We start from the raw sequence: 26,799 nt of genomic DNA, 5'->3' as shown, positions 1-26,799 counted from the left end.
AGGTAGCAAGACATGAGGCGGTTGTTCTGGCTCGGCATCGGGCTCGCCGTTGGCGTCGTGGTGGTCCGCAAGGCGACCAAGACCGCGCAGGCGTACACCCCGGCCGGCATGGCCAGCTCGTTGTCGGAATCCGCTGGCGGGCTGGTCGAGTCGCTGCGTAGCTTCGTGGAGGACGTTCGCATCGGGATGGCCGAGCGCGAGCAGGAGATCCACCAGGCGTTCGCCCAGGGCGAGGCGTTCGACGACAAGTTCGCCGAGCTGCGGGAGGACCCGCGGATCGGCGATCGACACATCTTTCCGGAGGAACACCAGCGATGAAGACGGCGGAGATCAAGCGGCGGTACCTCGCGCACTTCGAGGCGAACGGCCACGCCGTGGTGCCGTCCGCTCCGCTGCCCGCCATCAGCGACCCGAACCTGCTGTTCGTCAACGCCGGTATGGTGCAGTTCGTCCCCTACTTCCTGGGTCAGCAGGCGCCGCCGTACCAGCGGGCGGTAAGCGTGCAGAAGTGCCTGCGTACGCCGGACATCGACGAGGTCGGCAAGACCAGCCGGCACGGGACGTTCTTCCAGATGAACGGCAACTTCTCCTTCGGTGACTACTTCAAGGAGGGGGCGATCCCGCTCGCCTGGGAGTTGATCACCAAGCCTCTGGACCAGGGCGGGTACGGCCTGGACCCGGAGCGGATCTGGCCGTCGATCTACCTCGACGACGACGAGGCGTTCGAGATCTGGCGCTCGATCGGTGTGCCGGCGGACCGGATCGTGCGCCGCGGCAAGGCTGACAACTTCTGGTCGATGGGCATCCCCGGGCCGTGCGGCCCGTCCTCGGAGCTGTTCTACGACAGGGGTCCCGAGTACGGCCGCGAGGGCGGCCCGGCGGTCGACGAGGACCGCTACATGGAGTTCTGGAACCTCGTCTTCATGCAGTTCGAGCGGGGTCCGGGCACCAGCAAGGAGGACTACCCGATCCTGGGTGACCTGCCGGCGAAGAACATCGACACCGGCATGGGCCTGGAGCGGATGGCCTCGATCCTGCAGGGTGTCGACAACCTGTACGAGATCGACGAGGTCCGGCCGATCCTGGCCCGGGCGGCCGAGCTGACCGGCAAGCGGTACGGCGCGCACTCCGGTCATGTGGCGAGCGAGTCGCACCCGGACGACGTGCGGCTGAGGGTCGTCGCCGACCACGTGCGCACGGCGCTGATGCTGATCGGCGACGGGGTGACCCCGAGCAACGAGGGCCGCGGGTACGTGCTGCGGCGGATCATGCGCCGGGCGATCCGCTCGATCCGGCTGCTCGGCTGGCAGGACCGGGCGCTGCCCGAGCTGCTGCCGGTGGCGCGGGACTGCATGGCGCCGTCGTACCCGGAGTTGGCTACCGACTTCGACCGGATCTCGCAGTACGCGTACGCGGAGGAGGAGGCGTTCCTGTCCACCCTGCGGGCGGGGACGACGATCCTGGACACGGCGATCGCGGAGACCCGGACGTCGGGTGGCACGGCGCTGTCCGGCGCGAAGGCGTTCCAGTTGCACGACACGTACGGCTTCCCGATCGACCTGACCCTGGAGATCGCCGCCGAGCAGGGCCTCAAGGTCGACGACGAGGGTTTCCGCCGGCTGATGGCCGACCAGCGGACGCGGGCGAAGGCCGACGCGCAGGCGCGCAAGACCGGGCACACCGACGTGTCGGCGTACCGGTCGGTGCTCGACTCGGGTGGTCCGGTGACGTTCACCGGGTACGCCGAGGTGGCCCGCGAGGCGACGGTGCGGGCGCTGCTCGGCGCGGACGGGCCGCGCGCGGCGGCGACCGAGGGCGAGACCGTCGAGCTGGTGCTCGACACGACCCCGTTCTACGCCGAGGGCGGTGGCCAGCAGCCCGACCAGGGCATGATCACCGTTGGTGGCGGTCAGGTCGAGGTGCTCGACGTGCAGCAGCCGGTGCCGGGCCTGATCGTGCACCGGGCCCGGGTGATCCGGGGTGAGGTGCGCGCGGGCGAGACCGGCTACGCGGAGATCGACACCACCCGCCGCCGGGCGATCTCGCGGTCGCACACGGCCACCCACCTGGTGCACCAGACCATGCGGAACTTCCTGGGCGAGTCGGCGACCCAGGCGGGTTCGTTGAACGCGCCGGGCCGGCTGCGGTTCGACTTCAACACCCCGACGGGGGTGTCGCCGACTGTGTTGCGCGATGTGGAGCAGCAGGTCAACGAGGTGCTCCTGGCCGACCTGGAGGTGCACGCCTTCATCACCTCGCTGGAGGAGGCGCGGCGGATCGGCGCGATGGCGCTCTTCGGCGAGAAGTACGGCGACGAGGTGCGGGTGGTCGAGGTGGGTGACTATGCGCGGGAGCTGTGCGGTGGCACGCACGTGGCCCGTTCGGCCCAGCTCGGCCTCGTGAAGATCCTCTCCGAGTCGTCCATCGGCTCCGGTGTCCGTCGGGTCGAGGCGCTCGTCGGGATGGACGCGTTCAGCTTCCTGGCCCGCGAGCACCTGTTGGTCTCCCGGCTGGCCGAGTTGTACCGGGTGCCCAGCGAGCAGGTCGCCGACCGGGTGGAGCAGACCGTCACCCAGCTGCGCGACGCGGAGAAGGAGCTGGAGAAGCTCCGCGCCCAGCTGGTGCTGGGTGGGGCGTCGGCGCTCGCGGCGCAGGCCAAGGACGTGGGCGGCGTGGCGTACGTCGGCACCGAGGCGCCGGAGGGCGCGGCCGGTAACGATGTGCGGACCCTCGCCCAGGAGATCCGCGGCAAGATCGACCCGGCACGGCCGGCGGTGGTCGCGGTGGCGGCTCGGGCGAACGGCAAGGCGTCGCTGGTGGTGGCGGTGAACCAGGCCGCGCGGGGCCGGGGCCTGGCCGCCTCGGATCTGGTGAAGGCGGCGTTCTCCGGGCGCGGCGGGGGTAGCCCCGATCTCGCCCAGGGTGGCGGTCTGCCGGCCGCGGAGGCGCCCAAGCTGCTGCTCACCGTAGAGAAGGCGATCACCGGGGCGTGAACAGCGACATCGGGCGACCGGGGCGGACCGTTCGGTCCGCCCTGGTTCGTAGGTCCCCGGGGGTGACCCTCGGTGGCTGAGCTGACGCGTGGTGTGCGCATCGGGGTGGACGTCGGGCAGGTGCGGGTGGGCATCTCCCGCTCGGATCCGGACGGGATCCTGGCGACGCCCCTGGTGACCCTGGCCCGCGATCTCACGGCGGCCCCGGACGCCGTGCCCAGTGACCTCGCCGAACTGGCCGCGCTGGTGGCCGAGCACGAAGCTGTCGAGGTGGTGGTCGGCCTTCCGGTCAACCTCGCCGGCAGGCACGGCCCCGCGGCTGTCCATGTGAAGGCGTACGCTGACCGACTGGTCGATGTGATAGCGCCCGTCCCGGTAACGCTCACTGACGAGAGGATGTCGACCGTGGTCGCTTCTCGTAGGCTTGCCGAGCGTGGCGTCCGAGGTAAACGTCAACGTGCGGTTGTCGACCAGGCGGCCGCGGTGGAGATCCTGCAGAGCTGGCTGGATGCGCAGCGGAGGCGGACGCAATGATCGACGATCTGGACCTTGGGTTCGACGAGCCGGAGCGGGGGGAGAAGGGCCGGCACCGGCGGGGCTTCGTGCAGAAGCGCAAGGGCAAGGGCGGTTCGGGCGGCGGCCGGGGCAAGACGTTCCTGGCGCTGCTGTTGGCCCTGTTCCTGCTGGGCGGCATCGGCGGCGGGGCGTTCTACGGTTTCGACCGGATCCAGAACTACTTCGTGACCCCCGACTACGATGGCTCGGGCACCGGTGAGATCACCGTCGAGATCAAGAACGGCGCGTTGCTTGCCGACATGGCCGATGCCCTGGTCGCCGCCGACGTGGTGAAGAGCCAGAAGGCGTTCATCGAGGCCGCCGAGGCCAACTCGCGCAGCAAGAACATCCAGCCGGGCACGTACAAGCTGCGCAAGCAGATGAGCGGCGCGAGCGCGGTCACCGCGATGCTCGACCTCAAGAACAAGATCGTCAACGGGATCACCATCCCCGAGGGTCGGACCAGCAAGAACATCTACAAGCTGCTCTCCGAGAAGACCAAGATCCCGGTGAAGGAGTTCGAGGCCGCCGCCAAGGACCCCGAGGCGCTCGGTGTTCCGGACTGGTGGTTCACGCGCGAGGACGGCAAGAAGGTCGTCAAGTCCGTCGAGGGGTTCCTCTACCCGGACACGTACGAGATCCCGCCGAAGGCCACCGCGGAGAGCATCCTCAAGCTCATGGTGGACAACTTCCTCTCGGTGACAGGTGAGATGAAGTTCGCCGGCCGGGTGCAGAAGGAGCGGGGCGGCGTCAGCCCGTACGAGGCGTTGATCGTGGCCTCGCTGGCTCAGGCCGAGGCCGGCAACAAGGACGACCTCGGCAAGGTCGCCCGGGTGGCCTACAACCGGGTGTACGGCGAGTTCAACTGCAACTGCCTGGAGATGGACGTCACCGTCAACTACTACCTGGAGTCGATCGGCAAGCCGACCAAGACGTCCGCGCAGATGACGGCGTCGGAGCTGGACGACCCGAAGAACCCGTACAACCGCAAGCTGCGGGGACTGGTCCCCACCCCGATCAACAACCCGGGTAAGCAGGCACTGGAAGGGGCGATGGACCCGCCGGTGGGCAAGTGGCTCTACTTCGTGGCGATCGACAAGCAGGGCCACTCGGCCTTCGCGGAGGACTACGAGCAGCACCAGCGCAACGAGGCAAAGGCCCGCGAGGCCGGCATCATCTGATGACGCTCCGACGGCGGGCGGCGGTGCTGGGCAAGCCCATCGCGCACTCGCTCTCCCCGGTGATCCACACCGCCGGCTACGCCGCCGCGGGGCTGACCGGCTGGTCGTACTCCCGGATCGAGTGCGCGGCCGCGGAGCTGCCGGATCTGGTCGCCGGCCTGGGCCCGGAGTGGGCCGGGCTGTCGGTGACCATGCCGGGCAAGGAGGCGGCGCTCGCCGTGGCCGACGCCGCGTCGCCGGTCGCCGCCGCCGTCGGCGCGGCCAACACGTTGGTACGCCGTCCGGACGGCTCCTGGTACGCGGACAACACCGACGTCGCCGGCATGGTGCACGTGCTCGACGAGGCCGGGGTGGTGCCCGGCGCCACGGTGACGGTGCTCGGCGCGGGGGGCACGGCACGCGCCGCGCTCGCCGCCGCCGCACAGTTGAGCTGCTCCTCGGTCACCGTGGTGGCCCGCCGCGCCGAGGCGGTCGACGAGTTGCGGCCGGTGTCGGCGGCGGTGGGTGTGTCGCTGAGCGCCGGCGCCTGGGCCGACGCCTCGGAGCACCTCGCGGCCGACGTGGTCGTCTCGACGGTGCCGAAGGGCGTGGCCGACCCGCTCGCCGACGAGGCGCACTGGCGGCCCGACGCGGTGTTCTTCGACGCGCTGTACGACCCGTGGCCGACGCCGCTTGCCTCGTCCGCGCTCGCCGCCGGCCTGCGGGTGGTGTCCGGGCTGGACCTGCTGCTGGCGCAGGCCGCAGGCCAGTTCGAGCAGTTCACAGGCGTGCGCGCCCCGGTCGAGGCGATGCGTGCCGCGCTGGGCCGACGCCTTCCTTAGCGGACAGTTAAGACGCGCTTACGGAAAACTGTCCTGCCCACGACCTGCCCTGGTCATCGATACGCTGCTCACGGTTACCGCAGCAGACACAGGGAGTACTCCTTGACCAGGCACGGACTGCACCGCATCACCCGGCTCCGCAACGGTCCCCGGCGCAAGGCCATCGCGATCGGGGTGGTCGGCGGCTCGGTGGTGGCGGGCATCGTGGCGACCATGATGCCGCTGTTGGCAAGTGATGAGCTGTCGATCCAGGCGGTGGCGGACACCACCGCCACGGCGGTGGCGCAGGACGGCGACAACGCCGCCAAGACGACAGTGGCCACCTGCCCGACGCGCTGCGACGGTAACCCGCGTGGTGGCCGTGAGGCGGTCATCGAGTTCGCGGTGACCACCGTGCCGGCCGCCGCGGTCAACGTGCGGGCGACGCTGCGGCTGCACGCCTGGCAGCAGTTCGCCGCGACGGTGACGGCGCACGCCTCGCCGCTGAGCGCCCGCGAGGCGCGCCCGGCCCTGGCGTCCGCCGGCGCCGCGCTGGACACCGTGACAGGTGTGTCCAAGGGCGTCAACGAGTGGGACGTCTCCAAGCTGGTCACCGGCAACGGCACCTGGACGGTGTCGCTCGCCCAGTCCGGTCTGGACACCCGGATCTACTGGGCGTCGGTGGAGAACCGGAACCCTGACCTGCGACCCAGCCTGGTGATCAGCTACGACGTCGGGGCCCGGCCGTCGTCGGTGACGACCACCCGGCCGGCGCCCTCGCCGACGCCCAGCGCGTCGCCGACCCCCGCGCCGAAGCCGTCACCGACAGTCGCCCCGACGGGGACGCCCACGCCGAGCGCGAGCACCACGCTCCCGACGGGCAAGTGCGGGTCGGTGTCCACCAAGCTCGTGCCCTCCTGCGGCGCCTGGTGGGGCATGTACTCACCCGCCGGCGCGGGCGGCGGCTGGGACCACGGCAAGGCGATCACGGACGTGGAGGCGCAGGTCGGCCGGAAGTTCGACATCGTGCACCGCTACCACGACTTCTCCAACTCCGGCAGCAACGGCGCCTTCCCTGACGCGTACGAGACGCAGCAGATGCGCGAGGGCCGGCTGATGTTCTTCGCCTGGGAGTCCCGCGACTTCTCCGCCGGCACCACGCTGAAGTGGGCGGATGTCTACAGTGGCCGGCAGGACGCGACGATCGACGCGGTCGCCGGGCGGATCCGCGCCACCGGGGTGCCGGTCTTCCTCGGCTTCGACCACGAGCCCGAGGACGAGCCGGGCAAGGGCAGCGACGCCGATTTCGTCAGGGCCTGGCGGTACGTGTACGAGCGGTTCGCGAAGGCCGGCGCGACGAACGCGGTATGGGTCTGGACGATGATGGGCTGGTCCGGTCACTACTCCCGGTACGCCGGCCTCTACCCCGGGGACCGCTACGTCGACTGGGTGGCCTACGACCCGTACAACTTCCACGTCTGCAACGGCAGCACCGTGTGGAAGAGCCCCAGCACGACTGTGGGCGGCTTCTACCGCTGGTTGGACGAGAACGGCATCGGCGCCGGCAAGCCGCGGATGCTCGCCGAGTTCGGCACCAACTTCAACTCCGCCGACCCGGGCGCCAAGCAGCGCTGGTTCCAGGAGTTCCCGGCGGCGCTGAAGGCGCACCCGAAGATCAAGGCGGCCATCTACTTCAACTCGCCGGGCATGACGACCCGCACCTCGACCTGTGACATGACGATGAACCACGACGCGTCGGCGCTGGAAGGCTTCTCCCAGGCCGGTCGGGACGGGTACCTGCGGCAGCCCACCGGGGTGAGCCGCTGACGATCGTGAATTTGTGGTGACGGCACATCGCCTGGTCGGATCGCATATCCGACCCCCAGGTGTTCTGTCATCTTGCTGATCGATGCACCGCCCAATCGGCGGATGCGCCTCCCAGCGTGGGCGAGGGACGCTACCTCGGGTTCTCATCCACCTTGGAGGCGCAGCGTGCCCAAACTTCCGCACATGTGGCGTTTCGCAGGACGACGTCGTACTCGGGCGGGGATGGTCGCGCTGGCGATCGTCGCCGCGGTGCTCGGTGTGCCCTCGGTGTCCTCGGCGGCTGTGGTTCCGGTCCCGGAGACGGCGACCCTCGTGTCGGCGAACCCCGCCGACTCGACCCCGCACGCCCGCAACGGTGAAACCCGGGCGTTCGCGCAGGTGGGCAACACGGTCTTCGTCGGTGGCAGCTTCACGCAGCTCCGGCAGACCGCCAGCTCGCCGTGGATCAACCAGCCCTACCTCTTCGCGTACGACCGCACCACCGGCACCGTGTCCACCACGTTCCTGCCGGTGCTCGACGGCGCGGTCAACACCCTCGTCGCCGGCCCGGGCGGCACGCTGATCGTCGGCGGGGCCTTCAAGAACGTCAACGGCGTGTCCCGCAGGAACCTGGTGGCCCTCGACCCGTCCAGCGGCGCGATCATCGACGCGTGGGTGGGGCGCTCCGACGGCGGCAACGTCCGCAAGGTCGTGCTGCACGGCAACTGGCTGTACGTGGCCGGCGCGTTCAACTGGCTCAACGGCACCGCGCACGCCGGCCTCGCCCGGCTCAACGCGACCACCGGCGCCATCGACCCGACCTTCGCCATCAACGCCACGGTCGGGCGGCACAACACCACCTCGTACGTCTGGACCATCGACGTCACGCCGGACGGCAACACGCTGGCCGTCGGCGGCAACTTCACGCTCGTCAACGACCTGCCGCGTAACCAGATGGCGCTTGTGGACGTCTCCGCCACCCCCACACTCATCGACTGGAGCACGGAGAAGTTCGTTCCGCCGTGCGCCTCCCCGTCGACGTTCGTGCACTACGTGCAGGACGTGAAGTTCGGCGCGGACGGCAGCTGGTTCGTGGTCGGCACCAACGGCGGTTCGGGGTGGCCCACCGCCTACTGCGACACGCTCGTCCGGTTCGAGACGGCCAACCGGGGCAGCGGGCAGCTCGCCACCTGGGCCGACTACACGGGCAACGACACCATCACCTCGGTCGAGGTCGCCGACAACGTCATCTACCTCGGTGGGCACTTCCGTTGGTTGAACAACCCCAACGGCGTCGACGTCGCCGGCCCCGGCGCGGTCGACCGGCTCGGCATCGCGGCTGTCACCCCGGCCACCGGCATGCCGGTGAACTGGAACCCGCGCCGCAGCGGCAGCGCCTCGATGCCTGCCGGCACCAGCAGTTGGGGTTCGTCGGTGCCGGTGCTCTGGCGCGGTACGGACGGCCTCTACTTCGGGCACAACTCCGATGGCATGGGCGAGGAGTACCACGGTCGGCTCGGCATGTTCCCCCTCGCGGGTGGACGGACGTTCACCCCGAAGAACCCGCCCACCGCCACCACCGGCAACCTCTACCTGAGCACCGCAGCGGCCACAGTGGCCCGGGTGCCGTTCGACGGCACCACCCTGGGCACCCCGACCACGGTCAGCCAGCCGGCCTACACGGCGGCCGGCGCGACGTGGCGGGTCGACGACCGGATCTACTGGTCGCACACGGTCGCGGGTACGCCCACCGGCAGCCGGATCGACGTGTCGCTGTTCAACGGAGGGGCGATCGGGGCGCCGTGGGAGGCGTCCGGCTACAACGACTGGTACAACCCGGCGGTGTTGAGCGGCGCCTTCTTCCTCGACGGCCGGCTCTACTACACCCGTACCGGCGCCAACAACCTGTACTACAGGTACTTCGAGATCGACGGCAACTACCTCGGCGCCACCGAGTTCACAGTGCCGACGACAGGCGTGCCGTGGTCCGGGGTGCGTGGCATGGCGTGGGTGGCCGGCCGGATCGTCTACGGTGCTACCGACGGCACACTGCGTAGTGTGCCCTTCAACCCGACGGCCGCGCCGAGCGCGGTGGTCGACGGCACGGCAGCGACGGTGCTCGCCCTCGCGACGCCCGAGTTGTCCTGGTCCACCCCCTCAACATTCTTCTCCGTGCAGTAAGGGTCTACGGTTCGTAACGGAGGATCGATAGATTGTTCACGTTGGGTCGGCGGCGGCACCACCGCTGCCGGCCCCGCGATGTGGGGGAGGGGTCGGTTGGTCGGCGCCGCTGGCATCCGCGCGCGACACGCGGTGCGCCTGGTCTTCGCGGTCAAACGTGGCTGGTACAGGCTGCGCTACCGGCGGCTGACGCTCGGCCGGGACGTGGAGATCCGGGGCCGGGTCCGGCTGCGCCGCGGAGTACGGGTGACAATCGGCGACCGCACCCGGTTGAACAAGCTGGTCCGCTTCGCCGGACCCGGCGAGGTGCGCATCGGCGCCGACTGTCTGTTGAACGCGACCTGGATCGGCACCTGGACCTCGGTGACCGTCGGCGACAGGTGCCTACTGTCCGACTGCGAGCTGCTCGACAACGACTTCCACAACCTGCCACCGGAGCAGCGGCACGAGCCTCCCGGCCCGGCCACCCGCGCCCCCATCGTCCTCGAGGACAACGTGTGGGTCGGAGCGCATGCGCTGGTGATGAAGGGCGTACGCGTCGGCCGGGACAGCGTCGTGGGCGCGGCGTCGGTGATCCGTACGGACGTGCCGCCAGGCGTCGTGGTCGTCGGCAATCCTCAACAGACGGTGAAGAAGTTCCATGACTGACGCGACTCCCACCTCCTGGTCGACGGACGCCCCGGCCGCCGGCGCCGATCGCACCGTCACGGTGACCGACCTGCTGCGGGTGCCGATGCACCGGCTGCGGCTGGTGACGGCCGTGGCAGTGGTCGGGCTGCTCCTCGCGCTCGGCTACGTGCTGATGGTGCCGGCGGCGATGACCGCGAACGCCGTGGTGGCGGTCCGTCCGGTGGTGACCGACGCGTTCACCCCCAGCGGCGCGGGCGCCGACCGGGCGGTCAACATGAACGTGGAGAGCGGCATCGCCACCGGCACCGAGGTGGTGCAGCGGCTCGCCGACGCGGCCGGCGCCGACCCGCGCGACATCCGTAACGCGCTCGAGGTCGAGGTGCCCACCGGCGGGCAGATCCTGCGCTTCAGCTACCAGGCGAAGGACGCGCAGCGGGCGGTGCAGAGCGCCAACCTGGCCGCCCGCGCCTACCTGGACGTGCGGCGCACGATGTACGAGCAGCAGCGCGCCGAGATGCTGCGCTCGTACGACGCGAGCATCACGAAGGTCGCCGCCCAGCAGGCGGCGGTGCAGAAACGGGCGAGCACCGCCAAGGACACCACCGCCGGGGACGCCGCAGTGGCCGAACTGGCCGGGATCAACAACCAGCTCACCCAGCTCAACGCCGCCCGTACCGAGATCGCCGCCGTGGACATCAACCCCGGCTGGGTCACGCAGACCGCCGAGCGCGCCCTGGTCACCTCCACCGGGCACCGCCCGCTCTACCTGGTCGCCGGCCTGCTCGGTGGCGCCCTGATCGGCGTGGTGCTGGCGTACGCGTGGGAGTCGACCGACCGGCGGGTCCGTTCGGTCGCCGACGGTCGGGACGCCACAGGCCTGCCGCTGCTCGGCACGGTCCGCCGCCCGCCGTGGCGGGGCAGTCCCCGGGCCGTCGACGCGGACATCAGGTACGTGGCGATGGCGGTCGCCGAGCGGGTCCGCCAGCCGGCCTGGGTGGCGCTGCTCGCCGCCCGGGAGGACGCCACCGCGCTCACCGCCGGGCTCGCGGTGGCGCTCGCCGTCGACGGCCGGGAGGTCTTCGTCGCCGACGACAGCGGACGTACCGAGCGGCTGCGCGCCGCGGTGCTCGCCGACCGGGGGCGGTTGCCGATCGACCCGTCCCGGCCGCTCGTGCCCAAGCCCCGCCCGGCCGGCAGCCCCGCCACCCCGGGCGCCGCCGCCGAGACGGTGCCCGCCCGCCGACCGTCCCCGCACCCGCCGGGCGCCCGCCCGTCCACCGATCCGGACGCCACGCTCACGCTGCCCCGGGCGTCGCCCGCCCGGGCCGAGAACGGCCGGGTCGCCGCCCCGGACGAGGTGAGCGTGGGGGTGGGCGGCGTCCGGTTCGGCACCTGGCGGCAGGGCGCCGACCACGGGCTTGTGCTGTTCAACGCCCCACCTGCCGAATCCGACGAGCGCGGCGTCGCGGTGGCCCGGCAGGGCAGCGCGGTGGTGGTGGTCGAGCGGGACCGCACCCGCCAGGTCGACCTGCGTCGCCTCGTGCAGCGGCTGCGCGCCGCAGGGGTGACCCCGCTGGGTTTCGTCCTCACCCGCAACGGTCGGGCCTGACCGGTGACTGTCACCCGCGCACCGGCGACCGGGCCGCCGCCAGGTGACTCTCCTGCCGTCGGCGGGCCGGTGTCGCCGCCCCCACCGCCGCCCCGGCTGCCGCTCTGGCCGCTGTCGCTGATGTTCGGCCTGGTGCCCCTGTGGTGGGCGCTCGGCGCGTTCTACCTGGGGTGGCCGCTGCTGGGGGCGTTGCTGCTCGCGTTGCTGCTCACCCGGGGACGGGTGCCGCTGCCGCCGGCGAGCGCCATCTGGCTGCTGTTCCTGGCCATCGTGGTGGTCAGCGCCACCCAGTTGGCGTCGCCGGCCTCGCTGCTCACCTTCGCCCTGCGGTTGGCCTTCTACCTGACCGCGCTGGTGGTCGGCGTCTACGTGCACGCCGCCGCCCGGGAACGCGCCGACCTGGTGGCGGTGCTCAGCCCGCTCTGCGCGTTCTGGTTCGGCCTGGTCGTGCTGGGCTGGCTGGGCGTGCTGGCGCCCCGGCTGGCGATGAGCACCCCGATGGAGGTGCTGCTGCCCGGTGGGGTGGCCGGCACACCGTTCATCCAGGACATGGTCCACCTGACCACCGCCGAGTACAGCGCCCGCTCGCTCAACCCGATCTACCGGCCGGCCGCGCCCTTCGCGTACACGAACAACTACGGCAGCGCGTACGCGATGACCCTGCCGTGCGTGGTGGCCTTCGCCATGCTGCGCCCGCGCGGGCCGCTGCGCTGGGTGCTGCTGGCGTCGCTGCCGCTGTCGCTGGCGCCCGCGTTCCTCACCCTCAACCGGGCGATGTTCCTCAGCCTGGGCGCGGGCCTCGCGGTGCTCGGGGTGCGGGCGAGCCTGCGGGGCAACGTGCGGGTCGCCGCGTCCATCGTCGGGCTGGTGCTGATCGGGGCGCTGGCCACGCTGTTCATCCCCATCACCGACCTGATCAACAAGCGGGTCGACTCCAGCGACACCAACACCGACCGGCTCTCGCTCTACACGGAGGTGATCCGCCGGGTGCAGGAGTCGCCGTGGCTGGGCTACGGCGCACCGGTGAACGTGGACACGGTCTCCGCGGCGGCGCCGATCGGCACCCAGGGGCAGTTCTGGATGGTGCTGTTCAGTCACGGCGTACCGGCGTTGCTCTGCTTCCTGGCCTGGTTCGTGGCCGCCGCGGTGATCTGCGCGCGGGCGACGTCGGCGGCCGGGCAGTGGCTGGCCGTGGTGCCTGTGGTCTGCCTGGTGCAGATCCCGTTCTACGGCATGGCCAACCAGAACCTGTCGGTCGCGTTCTTCGCCGTCGCGTTCGCGATGGCCCTCACCGAACGGGAACGGTCCGCCCGGTGGCGTCCGCTGCCGGCCCGCCCTGTGGGGGTGCCGGCGTGACCGCCGTGACCAGGCCGCCCGCCGACCCGGACCGGCCGCCGCCGCTAGCCACTGTCGGCGCGGGCGACGCCGGCGCGGCCGAGACCCGGCGCAGCGCGCGCAGCGGCGTGGCCGGCCTGCTCGGCGCGGCCACCAGCGGTCTGTTCGGCTTCGTGCTGGCCGTGGTGATCACCCGGGAGTACGGCACGGCGGGCGCCGGCGCGTTCTTCGCCGCGATCGGTGTGGTCACAGTGGCCACCGCCGTCTGCACCCTCGGCGCCGAGACGGGTCTCATGTGGGCGCTGCCGCGACGTCGTACCGGCACCCGGGGGGACGCGGCCCGGGTACTGCCGGTGGCCCTCGTCCCGCCGCTGCTGGCCGCCCTCGTGGTCGCCGCCGCGGGTGTCCTGGCCGCCGACGTGCTCGCCCCCCGGCTGCTGAGCGGCTCCGGCGCGGACGGCGGCGCGCTGCTCACCCTCACCTTCGCCGCCGTGCCGGTGGTGGTGGCCATGACCCTGCTGCTGGCCGCCCTGCGGTGCGTACGACCCATCCGGGCGTACGTGGCTGTGCAGTTCCTCCTGCTGCCGGTCGCCCGACCGGCGCTTGTCGGCGCGGCGGCGCTGGCCGGTGGCGGCCTGCTCGCCGGCGTGACCGGCTGGCTGGTGCCGGCGGCGCTGGCGCTGCTGGCGTGTCTCGTGCTGGTGGCCGGGCCGCTCGGGCTGGGCCGTGGCGGGGCGTTGCGGCCCGGGCGCACCGACTGGTCGACGTTCTGGCGTTTCGCGCTGCCCCGCGCCGCGTCGGCGGCCATCGACGCGGGCAGCATGTGGGTGGGCGTGCTGCTCACCTCGGTGCTGGCCGGCCCGGCCGACGCCGGGGTGTTCGGCGCGGTCGGCCGGTACGTCCTCGCCGGCCAACTGGCCATGCAGGGGTTGCGGGTCGCGGTGTCACCGCAGTTGTCCCGACTGCTCGGCCGTGGCGAGCGGGCCGCCGCCGCGGCGGTGCACAGGCGGTTGACGATCTGGGGGCTGGTGCTGTCCTGGCCGGTGTACCTGCTGCTCGCGGTGTTCGCGCTGGCGTTCCTCCAGCTGTTCGGGCCGGAGTTCACCGCGGGCGTGCCGGCGATGACCGTGCTCGCGCTGGCGATGCTCGTGAACACCGGCGTGGGCAACGTGCAGAGCCTGCTGCTGATGGGCGGGCGCAGCGGCCTGCATCTGGCGGCCACGCTCGCCGGGCTCACCGTGACCGTGTCGCTGGGCCTCTGGCTGATCCCCGGGCACGGCGCCACCGGCGCGGCGGGCGCGTGGGCCGCCGGAATCGCCACCGAGAACCTGACCGCCGCCTTCTTCGCCCGCACGGTGGTCCGGGAACCGCTTGTCGACACCGCGATGCTGCGCGCGGCGGCGGTGACCCTCGCCGGTGTCGGCGTGGCGGCCGCTGTCGGCGTCCTGGCCGGCGGGCGGGGCCTTCCCGGCCTGGCGGTGGCCCTGGTCGTGTTGGCGGCCGCGTGCGTCGGCTTGTTGACGTTGCCCCGGGTACGCGCCGGCATCCGGCTGACCATGAGACAGATTCGTGGACGGGGCGACGCGGCCACGGCCGCCGGCCCCGCCCCGGCATCGACGAGAGGCAGGTGAGGTCCGTCGTGGCGTCCATCCGTGACCGGATGAAGCAGCTGGTCCCGACCCAGGTCACCGTCCGGGTGAAGGAGTCCCTTGTGGACTACGGGGTCCGTACCAGCGACCGGCGGCCCCTGCCGGACTTCCTGATCATCGGCACCAAGCGGGGTGGCACCACCTCCCTGTGGAACTACCTCATCCAGCACCCCCTCGTGCCCCGGCTCTTCCCCGCGTGGAACACCAAGTCGGCGCACTACTTCGAGGAGCACTGGGGGCGCGGCGAGGCCTGGTACCGCTCACACTTCCCGACCCAGCGCCAGCGCGACGCCCTGGCCAGGCGGCACGGCGGGCCGGTCCGGGTAGGCGAGGCCGCACCGCTGTACATGTTCCACCCGCTCGCCGCGCAGCGGGTCGCCGCGCTCATGCCCACGGTGAAGCTGATCGTGCTCCTGCGCGACCCGGTGGAGCGGGCGTACTCGCACTGGAAGGAACGCCGCACGCACGGCATCGAGCCGCTGGACTTCGCCGCCGCGCTGGCCGCCGAACCGGAGCGCACGGCGGGGGAGCGGGAACGGCTGATCGCCGATCCGGAGTCGTTCAGCGAGGCGTACGACTGGTACACGTACCGGGCCCGGGGGCGGTACCTGGAGCACCTGGAGCCGTGGCTGGAGCGGTTCGACACCTCGCAGATCCTCTTCCTGCCCAGCGAGGACCTGTACGGCGACGCCCGCGCGACCTACCGGCGCACCCTGGACTTCCTCGGGCTGCCCGCGTACGACCTGCCCAACTTCAAGGTCTACAACGATCGGCGTTCGGCTCCACTGGATCCGGCGGTGCGCGCCGAGCTGACCGACTACTACCGCCCGTACAACGACGCGTTGCGTCAGCGGTTGGGGTTGGACCTCGACTGGGCGGACCGGGCGGCATGACATCGGTGGTCGAGGGGGCCACCGACCCACGGTCGAGAGTGGACGGGCTGGGCTGGGTGAGCCGCGCGGTCTTCCCGGACGACCGGGTCGCCCTGCGCGTGGGCGGCAGCCCGCCGGCGGGTCACCGGGTGGTGGCCCGGTACGCGGTGGTGCCGTCGGTGGCCCGGGCGCGGTTCCTGGTGCCGTTGGGCGCGCCCCGGGCCGGTGCGGCGTCGCTGCTGGCGTACAACGCGTTGCGGCCACCGAAGGTGCGCGCGCTGCGCGCGGTGCTGGGCGGGCTGGCCCGGTTCGGCGCGGTGGGTCTGGCGCCCTTTCCGACGTTGAGCGTCTCGGTGCCGTCCGGTGCGGCGCCTGCCGAGCTGCTGTTGACCGAGCGGCTCGCCGCCGCGCTGGGCGGTGCGCCGCTGCTGGCGGCCTGCGGTGTCCGCCCGCCGGACCCGAACGGCAAACCCACCCTGCAACTGTTCACCGCCGACGGTCGCCCGCGCGGCTACGCGAAGATCGGCTGGAACGACGCGACGCGGGCGCTTGTCACCGCCGAGGCGGCCGCCCTGCGGGCGGTGCGGGACACGGCGGGTGTCGCCGACCATCCGGTGCCGCCGGGGCTGCTCACCGAGACAGCGTGGGCCGGCCAGGTCGTCGCGGTGATCGAGCCGCTGCCACCGGACGTCCGTGGTGTGCCTGTCGACGACCCGCCACGGATCGCGGCGCTGCTCGCGGTCGCCCGTCGTGGCGGTCCCGCCGGTACGCCCCGACCCCTGGCCTCCTCGCCGTTCCTGACCCGGCTGGCCGCGCAGGCCGACCGGGCGGCCGACGCCGTGCCGGCCGGCGCGCGGGCCGTCGACGCGGTGGCCGCGCTGGGCCGCCGGCACGGTGACACCACCGTCGAGTTCGGTCACTGGCACGGTGACTGGGTGCCGTGGAACCTGGGCCGGCACGCCGGCCGGCTGGTCGCCTGGGACTGGGAGCACAGCGCGCCGGACGTACCTGTCGGGTTCGACCTGGCCCACGACGCCTTCCAGCGGGCACTGGTGCTGCGCGGCGAGCCGGCGGCGGCGGCCGCGTCGGCGGTGGACGGGCACCTGGAGCGCCACGGCGAGCGGCTCGGCCTCGGCTCCGCGCAGCGCCGGCTGGTGGCCGACGCGTACCTGGTGGAGATGTGGCTGCGGACCTGGCGGTTGGCCCACGCGGGGGCGGGCTGGAACGCGGCGCTGCATCCCGCACTGCTGGACGTCATCGAGAAACGACATAGCGGTTGATCCGGTGAAATCGACGGACCGCCGGCGTGTCGCAGAGTGACGGCAAACTAGCAGGTCGTGATGATTATCGATGGACCTCGGGGGGCCGGCGCCCCCGATATTCCCAGGTGGAGATCGCTGGCCCGCCCGGTCGCGCTGTTCAACGAACCGGGGAACCTGTGATCTGCTTCTGCCTGGCGTAGACCGAAATTCCAAGCGAACTTGTGGGGAGTCGCGTGGACGTGAACAACGACGAGTCCGAGCCGCCCGTGCTGCTGCTGGTCAGTTCCAGCGGTGGACATCTGGCCCAACTGCTCGCCCTGCGGCCCTGGTACGAGAAGCTGCCGCGCTGCTGGGTCACCTTCGACACCCCGGAGGCGGTGTCGCTGCTGGCCGGCGAGGACCTGGTGCCCGCGTACCACCCGACCACCCGCAGTGTGCCGAACCTGCTGCGCAACGCCCTGCTGGCCTGGCGCGTACTGCGGCGTCGGCGGGTCGCCGCGGTGGTCACCACAGGTGCCGGCGTGGCCCTGCCGTTCGTGGTGCTGGCCCGGCTGCGGCGCATCCCGACCGTCTACATCGAGGTGTACGACCGGATCGACACCGCGACGCTCACCGCCCGCCTCTGCCGGCCGTTCCTGTCCGCCATGCTCGTGCAGTGGGACGAGCAGCGGCGGCAGTATCCCGAGGCGATAGTCGTGGGGGCGCTGCTGTGAGCGGGGAGATCGACACCAGCCCACGTCCGCAACCGCCCCGGCCCGCCGCCGAACCGGCCCGGTTGCCCCGCCAGCGCGACACCGCGCCCACCGGGCAGACCCGGCTGCTTGTCGCGGTCGGCACCGACAAGCACCCCTTCGACAGGCTCGTCGACTGGCTGGCCCAGTGGCACGCCGACGCCGCCGACGCGGTCGGGCTGACCGTCCAGCACGGGCACACGAAGGCACCCGGCCTGCCCGGCGCCGTGCCGTTCCTCGGCCACGACGCCCTTCAGCAGGAGATGGCCGACGCCGACCTGGTGGTCTGCCACGGAGGGCCGGCCACCATCCTGGAGGCACGCCGGCACGGTCACCTGCCGATCGTGGTGCCCCGCGACCCGGGTCGCGGCGAGCACGTCGACGACCATCAGCAGCTCTTCGCCCGCCGGCTCGGCGCCGCCGGGCTGGTGGCGCTCTGCGAGACCCGCGAACAGTTGCACGACGCGCTGGCCGCCGGGCTGGCCGACGCCTCCCGGTTCGCGGTCGCCGCCGACCCCGACGCCCACGAGGCGCGCCGCGCCGCGGTGGCGCGGGTCGGTCAGATCGTGGAGGACCTGGTGGCCCGCGCCGCCCGACGCCCACCACGGTGGCGGCCCTGGGCACGATCCGACCGGACGGAGGGACGACGATGACCGCGCCGCCGAGCGTCAGCGTGGTGGTGCCCACCCGGGACCGCCCCGAGCTGCTGCGCTCCGCCATCCGGGCGATCCTGGCCCAGGAGTATCCCGGCCCGATCGAGGTCGTGGTGGTGTTCGACCAGTCCACCCCCGACGGGTCACTGGCCGACCTCGCCGGCCCGGACCGGGCGGTCCGGGTGATCCGCAACTGCCGCACGCCGGGGCTGGCCGGCGCGCGCAACAGCGGCACCCTCGCCGCCGGAGGGCAGCTCGTCGCGTTCTGCGACGACGACGACGAGTGGCTGCCCGGGAAGTTGGCCGCCCAGGTCGACGCCCTGACCGCCGACCCGGCCGCCGAGTTCGTTTGCTGCGGCATCCGGGTCAGCTACGAGGGGAACACCGTCGACCGGGTGCTCGACAAGGACCGGATCACCCTGGACGACCTGCTGCGGGACCGGATGACCGAGCTGCACCCGTCCACCTTCCTGATCCGCGCCACCGCGCTGCGCGAGGGCTTCGGTCTGGTCGACGAGGAGATCCCGGGCAGCTACGCGGAGGACTACGAGTTCCTGCTGCGGGCCGCGCGCAGCGCCCCGCTGATCAACCTGCGTACGCCCTCGGTGCTGGTCCGCTGGCACAAGCGCTCCTACTTCGCGCAGCGGTGGGACACCATCTCCGAGGCGTTGCAGTGGCTGCTGCGGCGGTATCCGGAGTTCGCCGGCCAGCCGGCCGGCGAGGCCCGGGTGACCGGGCAGATCGCGTTCGCCCGGGCGGCCTCGGGGGACCGGCGGGGGGCGGTGCGCTGGGCCCGGCGCACGCTGCGCAGCAACCCGCGCGAGCCGCGCGCGTACCTGGCCCTCGCGGTGGCCGGCCGGGTGGTCGGCGCGGACGCGGTGCTGCGCACCCTGCACAGGCGCGGCCGGGGCATCTGAGCTGCCGCCGGCGTCCGGCCGACCGGGCGCCGGCGTCCGCTGGGCGGGACGCGGCGGGCAGCGCACCGGGCCGGTGGCGGGCCGTGACAGACTGATCGCTGTGTTGCGCTGGTTGACTGCAGGTGAATCGCACGGTCCCGCCCTCGTCGCGCTGCTGGAGGGGGTGCCGGCCGGCATCGAGGTGACCACCACCGAGATCGCCGACGACCTGGCCCGCCGCCGGCTCGGCTACGGCCGGGGCGCGCGGATGTCGTTCGAGCGCGACGAGGTCGAGGTGCTCGGCGGCCTGCGGCACGGCGTCACCCTGGGCAGCCCGGTCGCCATCCGGGTGGGCAACTCCGAGTGGCCGAAGTGGCAGACGGTGATGGCCGCCGACCCCGTCGACCCCGACGAGTTGGCCCGCCAGGCGCGCAACGCCCCGCTGACCCGTCCCCGTCCGGGCCACGCCGACCTGGCCGGGATGCAGAAGTACGGCCACACCGACGCCCGCCCGATCCTGGAACGCGCCAGCGCCCGGGAGACCGCCGCCCGGGTCGCGGTCGGCGTGGTCGCCAAGGCGCTGATCCGTCAGGCGCTCGGCATCGAGATCGTCTCCCACGTCGTCGAGCTGGGCCCGGTGGCCGCGAAGCCCGGGCTGCGCCCGACCCCGGCCGACGCCGCCCGCATCGACGCCGACCCGCTGCGCTGCCTCGACCCGGAGGCCAGCGCCCTGATGGTCGCCGAGGTGGACGCCGCGAAGAAGGCAGCCGACACCCTCGGCGGCGTGGTCGAGGTCCTGGCGTACGGGGTGCCGCCGGGCCTGGGCAGCCACGTGCAGTGGGACCGCAAGCTCGACGCCCGGCTGGCCACCGCGCTGATGTCCATCCAGGCGATCAAGGGCGTGGAGATCGGCGACGGTTGGCAGCAGGCCCGCTCCCGGGGCTCCGAGGCGCACGACGAGATCATTCCGTCGGCGACGGGCGTTCGACGGGTCACCGACCGCGCCGGCGGGCTGGAGGGCGGCATCACCACGGGCGAGCCGCTGCGGGTGCGCGCCGCCATGAAGCCGATCTCGTCACTGAACCGGGCGCTTGCCACCGTGGATGTCACCACCGGCGAGCCGGCCACCGCGATCAACCAGCGCTCGGACGTCTGCGCGGTGCCCGCCGCGGCGGTCGTCGCCGAGGCGATGGTGGCGCTGGTGCTCGCCGAGGCGGCCACCGAGAAGTTCGGCGGAGACTCGATCACCGAGATCCGCCGCAACCTGGCCGGCTACCTCGACGCGCTGGTCATCCGCTGATGGCGCCGGTCGTCGTGCTGGTCGGCGCGCCGGGCTGCGGCAAGACCACTGTCGGGCAGGCGCTCGCGGCCACCCTCGGGGTGGAGTTCCGCGATACCGACGCCGACATCGAGTCGATGGCCGGCAAGCCCATCCCGGAGATCTTCATCGACGAGGGTGAGGCGCACTTCCGTACCCTGGAGCGGGCCGCCGTGGCCGCGGCGCTCGCCGCCGGCACGGGCGTGCTCGCCCTCGGGGGTGGCGCGGTCCTGGCCGAGGAGAACCGCGCCGCACTGGTGGGCCACCGGGTGGTGCACCTGTCCGTGGAGCTGCCCGACGCCGTGAAGCGGGTCGGGCTCGGTGCCGGCCGACCCCTGCTGGCGATCAACCCGCGGGCCACCCTCAAACACCTGCTGGACCAGCGCCGGCCGCTCTACGCGGAGGTGGCCACCGAGACGGTGGTCACCGACGGCCGGACCCCGGCGCAGGTCGTCGCCGAGGTCGCCGCGCTGCTGCCCCGCTGACCCGGCTCAGCCGCGGGCGGCCGCGTCGAGCACGTCGGCAAGCGCCTTCGGTTCGCTGAGCATCGGCCAGTGCCCGGTGGGCAGCTCGAACAGCTGACCATCGGCGAGCCCGGTGAAGAACGGGTGGCCCTTGTCGATCATCTCGCGCACCACGCTGAGCGGGAAGGTGCTGGCGACCAGGGCGGTGGGCACCGGCCGGCCGCCGGTGCGCCGGACCGGATCGGTGGCCGTGCGCAGCGGCTGCGGGGTGGCGCGGGAGCGCAGGACGGCGAGTGTCGCCTCGTCCAACCCGGCCAGGTTGCTCGGGTCGGCCACCGGATCCCAGGCGGGCGGCGGCAGCAGGTGCCCGTCGCCGATCGCCTCCCGCAGCCGCTGCTGCTCCGGTGGGGGCACGGTGTCGAACTGCGCGGTGCCGTCCGGCAACGGTCCACTCTCCACGTAGACCACCCGGGCGACGCGCTCCGGGATGCGGTCGGCGGCCTGCGCGACAGGCATCCCGCCGCCGGAATGCCCGACCAGCAGCACGTCGTGCAGGTCCTCGACCTCGATCAGCCGGACGATGTCGGTGGTGTGCGTCTCCAGGCTCACCTCCGGCCCGGCGAGGTGGTCGCGCTCGGCCAACCCGGTAAGGGTCATCGGGTGGACGTCATGCCCCTGCGCGCGCAGCAGTCCGGTCACCTCCCGCCACGCCCACGCACCCAACCAGAACCCCGGCACCAGCACGAACGTCGCCATCTGTCGCTCCTTCTCTCGGCTACCGACAGACCGTACGATCGAAACCGGACAGCATCCGCCCGGTTTCCAGGAGTTTTCCGTGTCCCATCCCGCTGGCCGGGTGCTCGCCCTGCTCGAACTGCTCCAGGCCCGGCACCGGGCCACGGCCGGCGAACTCGCCGGCCGGCTCGGCGTCGACGAGCGGACCGTGCGCCGGTACGCGGCGACCCTGGTCGAGCTGGGCATCCCGGTCACCGCCGACCGGGGCCGCCACGGCGGCTACCGCCTGCACCCCGGCTTCAAGCTGCCGCCGCTGATGCTCACCGACGACGAGGCGGTCGCCGTGCTGCTCGGCCTGGTCGTCGCCGAACGGGTAGGGCTCGCCACCGAGCAGCCGGCCACGGCGACGGCGCTGGCGAAGATCCGCCGGGTGCTGCCGGCGGCGCTCGCCGACCGGCTGACCGCCGTGCAGGAGCACCTCGGCTTCACCCTGCGGCCGCCCGGGTCGGAGCCCCGGCCCGCGTCCGGCACCCTGCTCGCACTGGCCGAGGCCGCCCGGCACCGGCGGCGGGTGGCACTTGACTACCGATCCTGGCGCGGTGAGCGGACGCACCGGGAGCTCGACCCGTACGGCCTGGTCTTCCACGCCGGCCGCTGGTACGTCACAGGCCACGACCACCGGCGCGGGGAGGTCCGCACGTTCCGGCTGGACCGCGTCGGCGCCGTCACCCCCGGCACTGCGACGTTCACGGTGCCGGACGGCTTCGACCCGGTGGACCGGGTGACCCGGTCGCTGGCCGGCGTGCCGTACACCCACGAGGTCGAGGTGCTGGTGGAGACCGACCTGGTCGCCGCCCGCCGCCGCATCCCGCCGAGCGTGGCCGAGTTGACCGCCACCGCCGACGGGGTGCTGCTGCGGGCCCGGGCCGAGAGCCTGCCCGGGATGGCCGCGCTGCTCGCCGGTCTGGGCTGCCCGTTCACCGTGCGCCACCCGGACGCGCTGCGCGCCGCCGTGGCCGAGCACGCCCGCCTGCTCGCCGACTGGGCGGCCCGGCCAGCAGGTGGGCGGCCACCCGCACCACGCCGTCCGCTCGACTAGGCTGCCGGCGATGGACGAGGTGACCCGGATCCCGGTCGGCGGCGAGCGGCCGTACGACGTGCTTGTGGGACGCGACCTGCTGGGCGCGCTGCCCGGCCTGCTGCCCGGCGCGAGTCGGGCGGCGGTGCTGCACGCGCCCCCGCTCAAGGCCCTGGCGGACGCGCTCGGCGAGCGGCTGCGCGCGGCCGGCGTCGAGCCGCTTCCGATCGAGGTGCCCGACGCCGAGTCGGGCAAGCAGATCGACGTGGCCGCCGCCTGCTGGGACCGGCTCGGTGCGGCGGGCTTCACCCGTACCGACGCGGTGGTAGGCGTGGGCGGCGGGGCGGTGACCGACCTGGCCGGTTTCGTGGCGGCCTGCTGGCTGCGCGGCGTGCGCTGGGTGCCGGTGGCCACCTCGCTGCTGGGCATGGTTGACGCGGCAGTGGGCGGCAAGACGGGCATCAACACGGCCGCCGGCAAGAACCTGGTCGGGGCGTTCCACCCGCCGGTCGGGGTGCTCGCCGACCTGGCCACCCTGGACAGCCTGCCCGCGGTCGACCTGACGGCCGGGCTCGCCGAGGTGGTCAAGTGCGGGTTCATCGCCGACCCGGTGATCCTGGACCTGATCGAGGGTGACCCGGCGGCCGCCACCGATCCCCGGGGGCCGGTGAGCCGGGAGCTGATCGAGCGGGCGATCCGGGTCAAGGCCGACGTGGTCGCCGGCGACCTGCGTGAGTCGGGCCTGCGGGAGGTGCTCAACTACGGGCACACCCTCGCGCACGCCATCGAGCAGAACGAGGGCTACCGCTGGCGGCACGGCCACGCCGTCTCCGTCGGCCTGGTGTACGCGGCAGCGCTGGCCCGGCTAGCCGGCCGGCTCGACGCGCCGACCGCCGAGCGGCACCGCCACGCCCTGACCGCGCTCGGTCTGCCGGTGAGCTACCCGGCCGACGCCTGGGAGCGGCTGCTGGCCGTCATGCGGGTGGACAAGAAGGCCCGGGGCAGCCGGCTGCGGTTCGTGGTGCTGGACGGGCTGGCCCGCCCGGCGATGCTGGAGGGCCCGGACGACGCGCTGCTGGAGGCCGCCTACCGGGAGGCGGTGGCCGCATGAGGGTGTACGTCCTGAACGGGCCGAACCTGGGCCGGCTGGGCACCCGGGAGCCGGCGGTGTACGGCTCGACCACCTACGCCGATCTCGTGGCGCTCTGCGAGGAGACCGGCCGGGAGTTGGGGCTGGACGTGACGGTCCGGCAGACCGACGCCGAACACGAACTGCTCGGCTGGCTGCACGCCGCGGCCGACGAGGAGGCCGCCGTGGTGCTGAACCCGGCCGCCTGGTCGCACTACTCGTACGCGGTGCGGGACGCCTGCGCCATGCTGCGCGGGCCGCTGGTGGAGGTGCACCTGTCCAACATCCACGCCCGCGAGGAGTTCCGGCACCATTCGGTGGTCTCCGCGGTGGCGACCGGTGTGATCTGCGGTCTCGGCATTGACGGTTATCGTCTCGCGCTGCACCATCTGGCCGCCCGTTGAAGGGCCGCCCCGAGCGGGGGCGGGCCGATTCGACGCAGCTAGTAGACTCGTAGGGTCTGTCCGCCAATTGATGATCAAGGCAGGAAATGGCCTCCACCAACGACCTCAAAAACGGCCTGGTACTCAACCTTGACGGCGAGCTCTGGGCCGTCGTCGAGTTCCAGCACGTCAAGCCCGGTAAGGGTGGTGCCTTCGTGCGCACCACGCTGAAGAACGTGCTGTCCGGGAAGGTGGTCGACAAGACCTTCAACGCGGGCACCAAGGTCGAGACCGCGACCGTGGACAAGCGCACGATGCAGTACCTGTACGCCGACGGCGAGGACTTCGTCTTCATGGATCTGGAGACCTTCGACCAGATCACCGTTCCCGGTGGCACCGTCGGCGAGGCAGCCAACTACCTGCTGCCCGAGGCGGAGGCGACAGTCGCCCAGCACGAGGGTGTGCCGCTCTACATCGAGCTGCCCACCAGCGTCGTGCTGGAGGTCACCTACACCGAGCCCGGCCTTCAGGGCGACCGCTCGACCGGCGGCACCAAGCCGGCGACCGTGGAGACCGGCGCCACCGTGCCGGTTCCGCTGTTCATCACCACCGGCGAGAAGATCAAGGTCGACACCCGCGACGGCCGTTACCTCGGCCGCGCCTGATGGCCGAGGGTTCCAAGCAGCAGATGCCGGCGCGCCGCAAGGCGCGCAAGCGGGCGCTGGATGTCCTCTACGAGGCCGACCTGCGGGACAAGCCTCCGGTGGAGGTGCTCGCCGGTTACGTGCAGCGGATGGAGCAGCCCCGACCGGAGCACCTCGGCTACGCCGTCGGCCTGGTCGAGGGTGTCGCCGAGCACCTCAACCGGATCGACGAACTGATCGCCAGCTACGCCGAGGGGTGGACCCTGGAGCGGATGCCCGTCGTCGACCGCAACCTCGCCCGGATCGCCGTGTACGAGCTGCTCTACGTCGACGAGATCGACGACGCGGTGGCGATCAGCGAGGCCGTGGAGCTGGCCCGGCAGATGTCGACAGACGATTCGCCGCGCTTCCTCAACGGGGTGCTCGGCCGGATCGCCGAGTACGCCACCCGCTGAGTCACCACCCGCAGCACCGAAAGGGCCCGTGCCGTACGGCACGGGCCCTTTCGGGTGAAGCGACAGCTCAGGAGGCGAAGAACGCCCGGGGGTCGGCCACCAGCACTCCGTGCTCGGTGAGCCGCTCGATCAGACCCGACGGCGAGGCGTCGTAGACGATCGCGAGCGCCCGCAGGTCGTCGGCGCGGATGGAGAGCACCCGACCGTTGTAGTCACCGCGCTGCTGCTGGATCGCGCGGGCGTAGCGGGCCACGTAGGCCAGGTCCTCGGAGGCCTCGTCGTAGAGCCGCTCCAGGTCCAGGACGATCTTGCTGGTGGGCTCGTGACGGACACCACTGCCGTCGGGCAGCAGCTCCGAGACGGGGACACGGTAGAACTCGGCCAGCTCGGCCAGACGGGAAACCGTCACGGCCCGGTCGCCGCGCTCGTACGAGCCGACCACCACTGCCTTCCACCGCCCGTTCGACTTCTCCTCCACGCCCTGCAGGGACAGACCCTGCTGCTGGCGGATGGAGCGCAGGCGGGCGCCCAGAGACTTGGCGTATTCAGAGGGCATTCGGACACTCCCAGTGCTGCTCGGGGTTCTCCCGTCGATCGCTACGGAGCGTGACGGTACGGGGATTGCGACACCTGGTCAAGTGGTCGTGACCTTACCGTTGGGGAGCACCGGGGGAGTTATCCCCATTTCGTCGACCTGATCCGGTGGTCAGTGGCCGCCGACCATCGGCCCGGTGACCACTGGTAACGTGGCGTGAAGCCCCGGCCCAGGTCCGCTCCCGCGGTCCGCCGGAGGTGCCCGACATCCTTTAACGACCCGTCCCGTGAGGCGGGGAAGGAGGTCCGCCGTGGCGTACCCACCGGCTGCCCGTTCGTCACCACCGCGACAACCCTCGGTGAAGGTGATCCTCGCCAGCGCCGACGTGCAACGCGTGGTCGACCGCATCGCCCACCAGATCCTGGAGAAGACCCAGGGCGCCGCCAACACGGTGCTGCTGGGGATTCCCACCAGAGGTACGCCTCTCGCTCGGCGGCTCGCCGACCGGATCAGCACCTTCGAGGACGTCGTCGTTCCGGTGGGTGTGCTCGACATCACGCTCTACCGCGACGACCTGCGCCGGCACGCCACCCGCGCGATCGGCCCGACCCAGGTGCCCACCGGCGGCATCGACGGCAAGCGGGTCATCCTCGTCGACGACGTGCTCTTCTCCGGCCGCACCGTGCGGGCCGCGCTCGACGCGCTCAACGACGTCGGCCGCCCGGCGTCCGTGCAACTCGCCGTCCTGGTCGACCGCGGGCACCGGGAGCTGCCGATCCGCGCCGACTACGTCGGCAAGAACATCCCGACCTCGCTCGCCGAGAGCGTGAAGGTGACGCTCGCCGAGACCGACGGGACGGACGAGGTCAAGTTGTACGGGGGTGCGCGGTGAGCGCGAGCAGTGC

26 protein-coding genes are annotated in these 26,799 nt (G+C 72.3%); 24 read left to right on the top strand and 2 right to left on the bottom strand.

The annotated features are described in order from the left end of the window. Nucleotides 1-12 precede the first annotated feature (12 nt). The 18 genes from ACZ6N8_RS11155 to ACZ6N8_RS11070 all read left to right on the top strand — a co-directional run bounded on the left by ACZ6N8_RS11155 (nt 13) and on the right by ACZ6N8_RS11070 (nt 20,956). The gene (locus tag ACZ6N8_RS11155; protein WP_357987521.1) at nt 13-318 is read left to right on the top strand and encodes a hypothetical protein; all 306 of its coding nucleotides are present in this window, start codon (nt 13-15) and stop codon (nt 316-318) included. Then, nucleotides 315-2,993 carry an alanine--tRNA ligase gene (gene alaS, locus ACZ6N8_RS11150; protein WP_466009282.1) on the top strand — a complete coding sequence of 893 codons (2,679 nt, stop codon included), beginning with the start codon at nt 315-317 and terminating at the stop codon, nt 2,991-2,993. Before ACZ6N8_RS11155 ends, alaS begins: the two co-directional genes overlap by 4 nt. A 72-nt stretch (nt 2,994-3,065) precedes the next feature. Then, complete coding sequence (ruvX, locus tag ACZ6N8_RS11145; protein WP_139582390.1) at nt 3,066-3,527, top strand: Holliday junction resolvase RuvX; 462 nt, start codon at nt 3,066-3,068, stop codon at nt 3,525-3,527. Beyond that, nucleotides 3,524-4,729, top strand: coding sequence for an endolytic transglycosylase MltG (gene mltG / locus ACZ6N8_RS11140; RefSeq protein ID WP_466009279.1), 1,206 nt, complete (start codon nt 3,524-3,526; stop codon nt 4,727-4,729). The genes ruvX and mltG overlap by 4 nt, the downstream gene beginning before the upstream one ends. After that, on the top strand, nt 4,729-5,550 hold the full coding sequence (locus ACZ6N8_RS11135) for a shikimate dehydrogenase (protein ID WP_466009278.1): 822 nt from the start codon (nt 4,729-4,731) through the stop codon (nt 5,548-5,550). The genes mltG and ACZ6N8_RS11135 overlap by 1 nt, the downstream gene beginning before the upstream one ends. Nucleotides 5,551-5,652: 102 nt before the next feature. Beyond that, nucleotides 5,653-7,356 carry a glycosyl hydrolase gene (locus ACZ6N8_RS11130; protein WP_466009276.1) on the top strand — a complete coding sequence of 568 codons (1,704 nt, stop codon included), beginning with the start codon at nt 5,653-5,655 and terminating at the stop codon, nt 7,354-7,356. Nucleotides 7,357-7,578: 222 nt separating this feature from the next. After that, nucleotides 7,579-9,516: a hypothetical protein gene (locus tag ACZ6N8_RS11125; RefSeq protein ID WP_466009274.1), complete on the top strand. Its 1,938-nt coding sequence runs from the start codon at nt 7,579-7,581 to the stop codon at nt 9,514-9,516. A 96-nt stretch (nt 9,517-9,612) separates the two neighbouring features. Further along, nucleotides 9,613-10,164 (top strand): DapH/DapD/GlmU-related protein, encoded by a 552-nt coding sequence (locus tag ACZ6N8_RS11120; protein ID WP_466009273.1) that lies wholly within the window; start codon nt 9,613-9,615, stop codon nt 10,162-10,164. After that, nucleotides 10,157-11,755 (top strand): YveK family protein, encoded by a 1,599-nt coding sequence (locus tag ACZ6N8_RS11115; protein ID WP_466009272.1) that lies wholly within the window; start codon nt 10,157-10,159, stop codon nt 11,753-11,755. Before ACZ6N8_RS11120 ends, ACZ6N8_RS11115 begins: the two co-directional genes overlap by 8 nt. A gap of 69 nt (nt 11,756-11,824) precedes the next feature. Beyond that, the gene (locus ACZ6N8_RS11110) at nt 11,825-13,111 is read left to right on the top strand and encodes an O-antigen ligase family protein (RefSeq protein ID WP_466009818.1); all 1,287 of its coding nucleotides are present in this window, start codon (nt 11,825-11,827) and stop codon (nt 13,109-13,111) included. Then, the gene (locus tag ACZ6N8_RS11105) at nt 13,108-14,721 is read left to right on the top strand and encodes a lipopolysaccharide biosynthesis protein (RefSeq protein ID WP_466009270.1); all 1,614 of its coding nucleotides are present in this window, start codon (nt 13,108-13,110) and stop codon (nt 14,719-14,721) included. Before ACZ6N8_RS11110 ends, ACZ6N8_RS11105 begins: the two co-directional genes overlap by 4 nt. Before the next feature lie 8 nt (nt 14,722-14,729). Continuing rightward, nucleotides 14,730-15,632 (top strand): sulfotransferase domain-containing protein, encoded by a 903-nt coding sequence (locus ACZ6N8_RS11100; protein ID WP_466009816.1) that lies wholly within the window; start codon nt 14,730-14,732, stop codon nt 15,630-15,632. Next, the gene (locus tag ACZ6N8_RS11095; RefSeq protein ID WP_466009268.1) at nt 15,629-16,891 is read left to right on the top strand and encodes a hypothetical protein; all 1,263 of its coding nucleotides are present in this window, start codon (nt 15,629-15,631) and stop codon (nt 16,889-16,891) included. Before ACZ6N8_RS11100 ends, ACZ6N8_RS11095 begins: the two co-directional genes overlap by 4 nt. Before the next feature lie 215 nt (nt 16,892-17,106). After that, the gene (locus ACZ6N8_RS11090) at nt 17,107-17,586 is read left to right on the top strand and encodes a UDP-N-acetylglucosamine--LPS N-acetylglucosamine transferase (RefSeq protein ID WP_466009266.1); all 480 of its coding nucleotides are present in this window, start codon (nt 17,107-17,109) and stop codon (nt 17,584-17,586) included. 104 nt (nt 17,587-17,690) lie between these two features. Continuing rightward, nucleotides 17,691-18,257 carry a glycosyltransferase gene (locus tag ACZ6N8_RS11085; protein ID WP_466009815.1) on the top strand — a complete coding sequence of 189 codons (567 nt, stop codon included), beginning with the start codon at nt 17,691-17,693 and terminating at the stop codon, nt 18,255-18,257. Further along, nucleotides 18,254-19,174 carry a glycosyltransferase family 2 protein gene (locus tag ACZ6N8_RS11080; protein ID WP_466009264.1) on the top strand — a complete coding sequence of 307 codons (921 nt, stop codon included), beginning with the start codon at nt 18,254-18,256 and terminating at the stop codon, nt 19,172-19,174. The genes ACZ6N8_RS11085 and ACZ6N8_RS11080 overlap by 4 nt, the downstream gene beginning before the upstream one ends. A gap of 100 nt (nt 19,175-19,274) precedes the next feature. Further along, on the top strand, nt 19,275-20,453 hold the full coding sequence (aroC, locus tag ACZ6N8_RS11075) for a chorismate synthase (protein ID WP_466009262.1): 1,179 nt from the start codon (nt 19,275-19,277) through the stop codon (nt 20,451-20,453). Then, complete coding sequence (locus ACZ6N8_RS11070) at nt 20,453-20,956, top strand: shikimate kinase (RefSeq protein WP_357987559.1); 504 nt, start codon at nt 20,453-20,455, stop codon at nt 20,954-20,956. Before aroC ends, ACZ6N8_RS11070 begins: the two co-directional genes overlap by 1 nt. A 6-nt stretch (nt 20,957-20,962) precedes the next feature. On the opposite strand, the gene ACZ6N8_RS11065 is transcribed toward ACZ6N8_RS11070, so the two are convergent. After that, complete coding sequence (locus ACZ6N8_RS11065) at nt 20,963-21,691, bottom strand: alpha/beta fold hydrolase (protein WP_466009260.1); 729 nt, start codon at nt 21,689-21,691, stop codon at nt 20,963-20,965. Nucleotides 21,692-21,770: 79 nt separating this feature from the next. Between ACZ6N8_RS11065 and ACZ6N8_RS11060 the strand changes: the two genes are divergently transcribed. The 5 genes from ACZ6N8_RS11060 (at nt 21,771) to nusB (ending at nt 25,359) form a co-directional block, all read left to right on the top strand. Next, nucleotides 21,771-22,769 (top strand): helix-turn-helix transcriptional regulator, encoded by a 999-nt coding sequence (locus ACZ6N8_RS11060; protein WP_466009258.1) that lies wholly within the window; start codon nt 21,771-21,773, stop codon nt 22,767-22,769. 10 nt (nt 22,770-22,779) lie between these two features. Continuing rightward, nucleotides 22,780-23,859, top strand: a complete 1,080-nt coding sequence (gene aroB / locus ACZ6N8_RS11055) for a 3-dehydroquinate synthase (protein WP_466009256.1) — start codon at nt 22,780-22,782, stop codon at nt 23,857-23,859. Continuing rightward, nucleotides 23,856-24,281: a type II 3-dehydroquinate dehydratase gene (gene aroQ, locus ACZ6N8_RS11050; protein ID WP_387123467.1), complete on the top strand. Its 426-nt coding sequence runs from the start codon at nt 23,856-23,858 to the stop codon at nt 24,279-24,281. The genes aroB and aroQ overlap by 4 nt, the downstream gene beginning before the upstream one ends. An 86-nt stretch (nt 24,282-24,367) precedes the next feature. Next, on the top strand, nt 24,368-24,925 hold the full coding sequence (gene efp, locus ACZ6N8_RS11045; protein ID WP_007458344.1) for an elongation factor P: 558 nt from the start codon (nt 24,368-24,370) through the stop codon (nt 24,923-24,925). A 23-nt stretch (nt 24,926-24,948) separates the two neighbouring features. Then, a complete protein-coding gene (gene nusB, locus ACZ6N8_RS11040; RefSeq protein WP_466009813.1) occupies nt 24,949-25,359 on the top strand; it encodes a transcription antitermination factor NusB in 411 nt (136 codons plus the stop codon). Between the two features lie 67 nt (nt 25,360-25,426). Here nusB and bldD read toward each other — a convergent pair whose 3' ends face one another. Beyond that, entirely contained in the window at nt 25,427-25,915 is a 489-nt protein-coding gene (gene bldD / locus ACZ6N8_RS11035; protein ID WP_007458348.1) for a transcriptional regulator BldD, read from the bottom strand. 289 nt (nt 25,916-26,204) lie between these two features. Between bldD and pyrR the strand changes: the two genes are divergently transcribed. Continuing rightward, nucleotides 26,205-26,786 (top strand): bifunctional pyr operon transcriptional regulator/uracil phosphoribosyltransferase PyrR, encoded by a 582-nt coding sequence (pyrR, locus tag ACZ6N8_RS11030; protein WP_466009254.1) that lies wholly within the window; start codon nt 26,205-26,207, stop codon nt 26,784-26,786. The last annotated feature ends 13 nt before the right edge of the window (nt 26,787-26,799 follow it).

The organism is Micromonospora sp. NPDC047521 (assembly GCF_055587305.1).
This window is presented reverse-complemented; position numbering and strand designations above follow the sequence as displayed.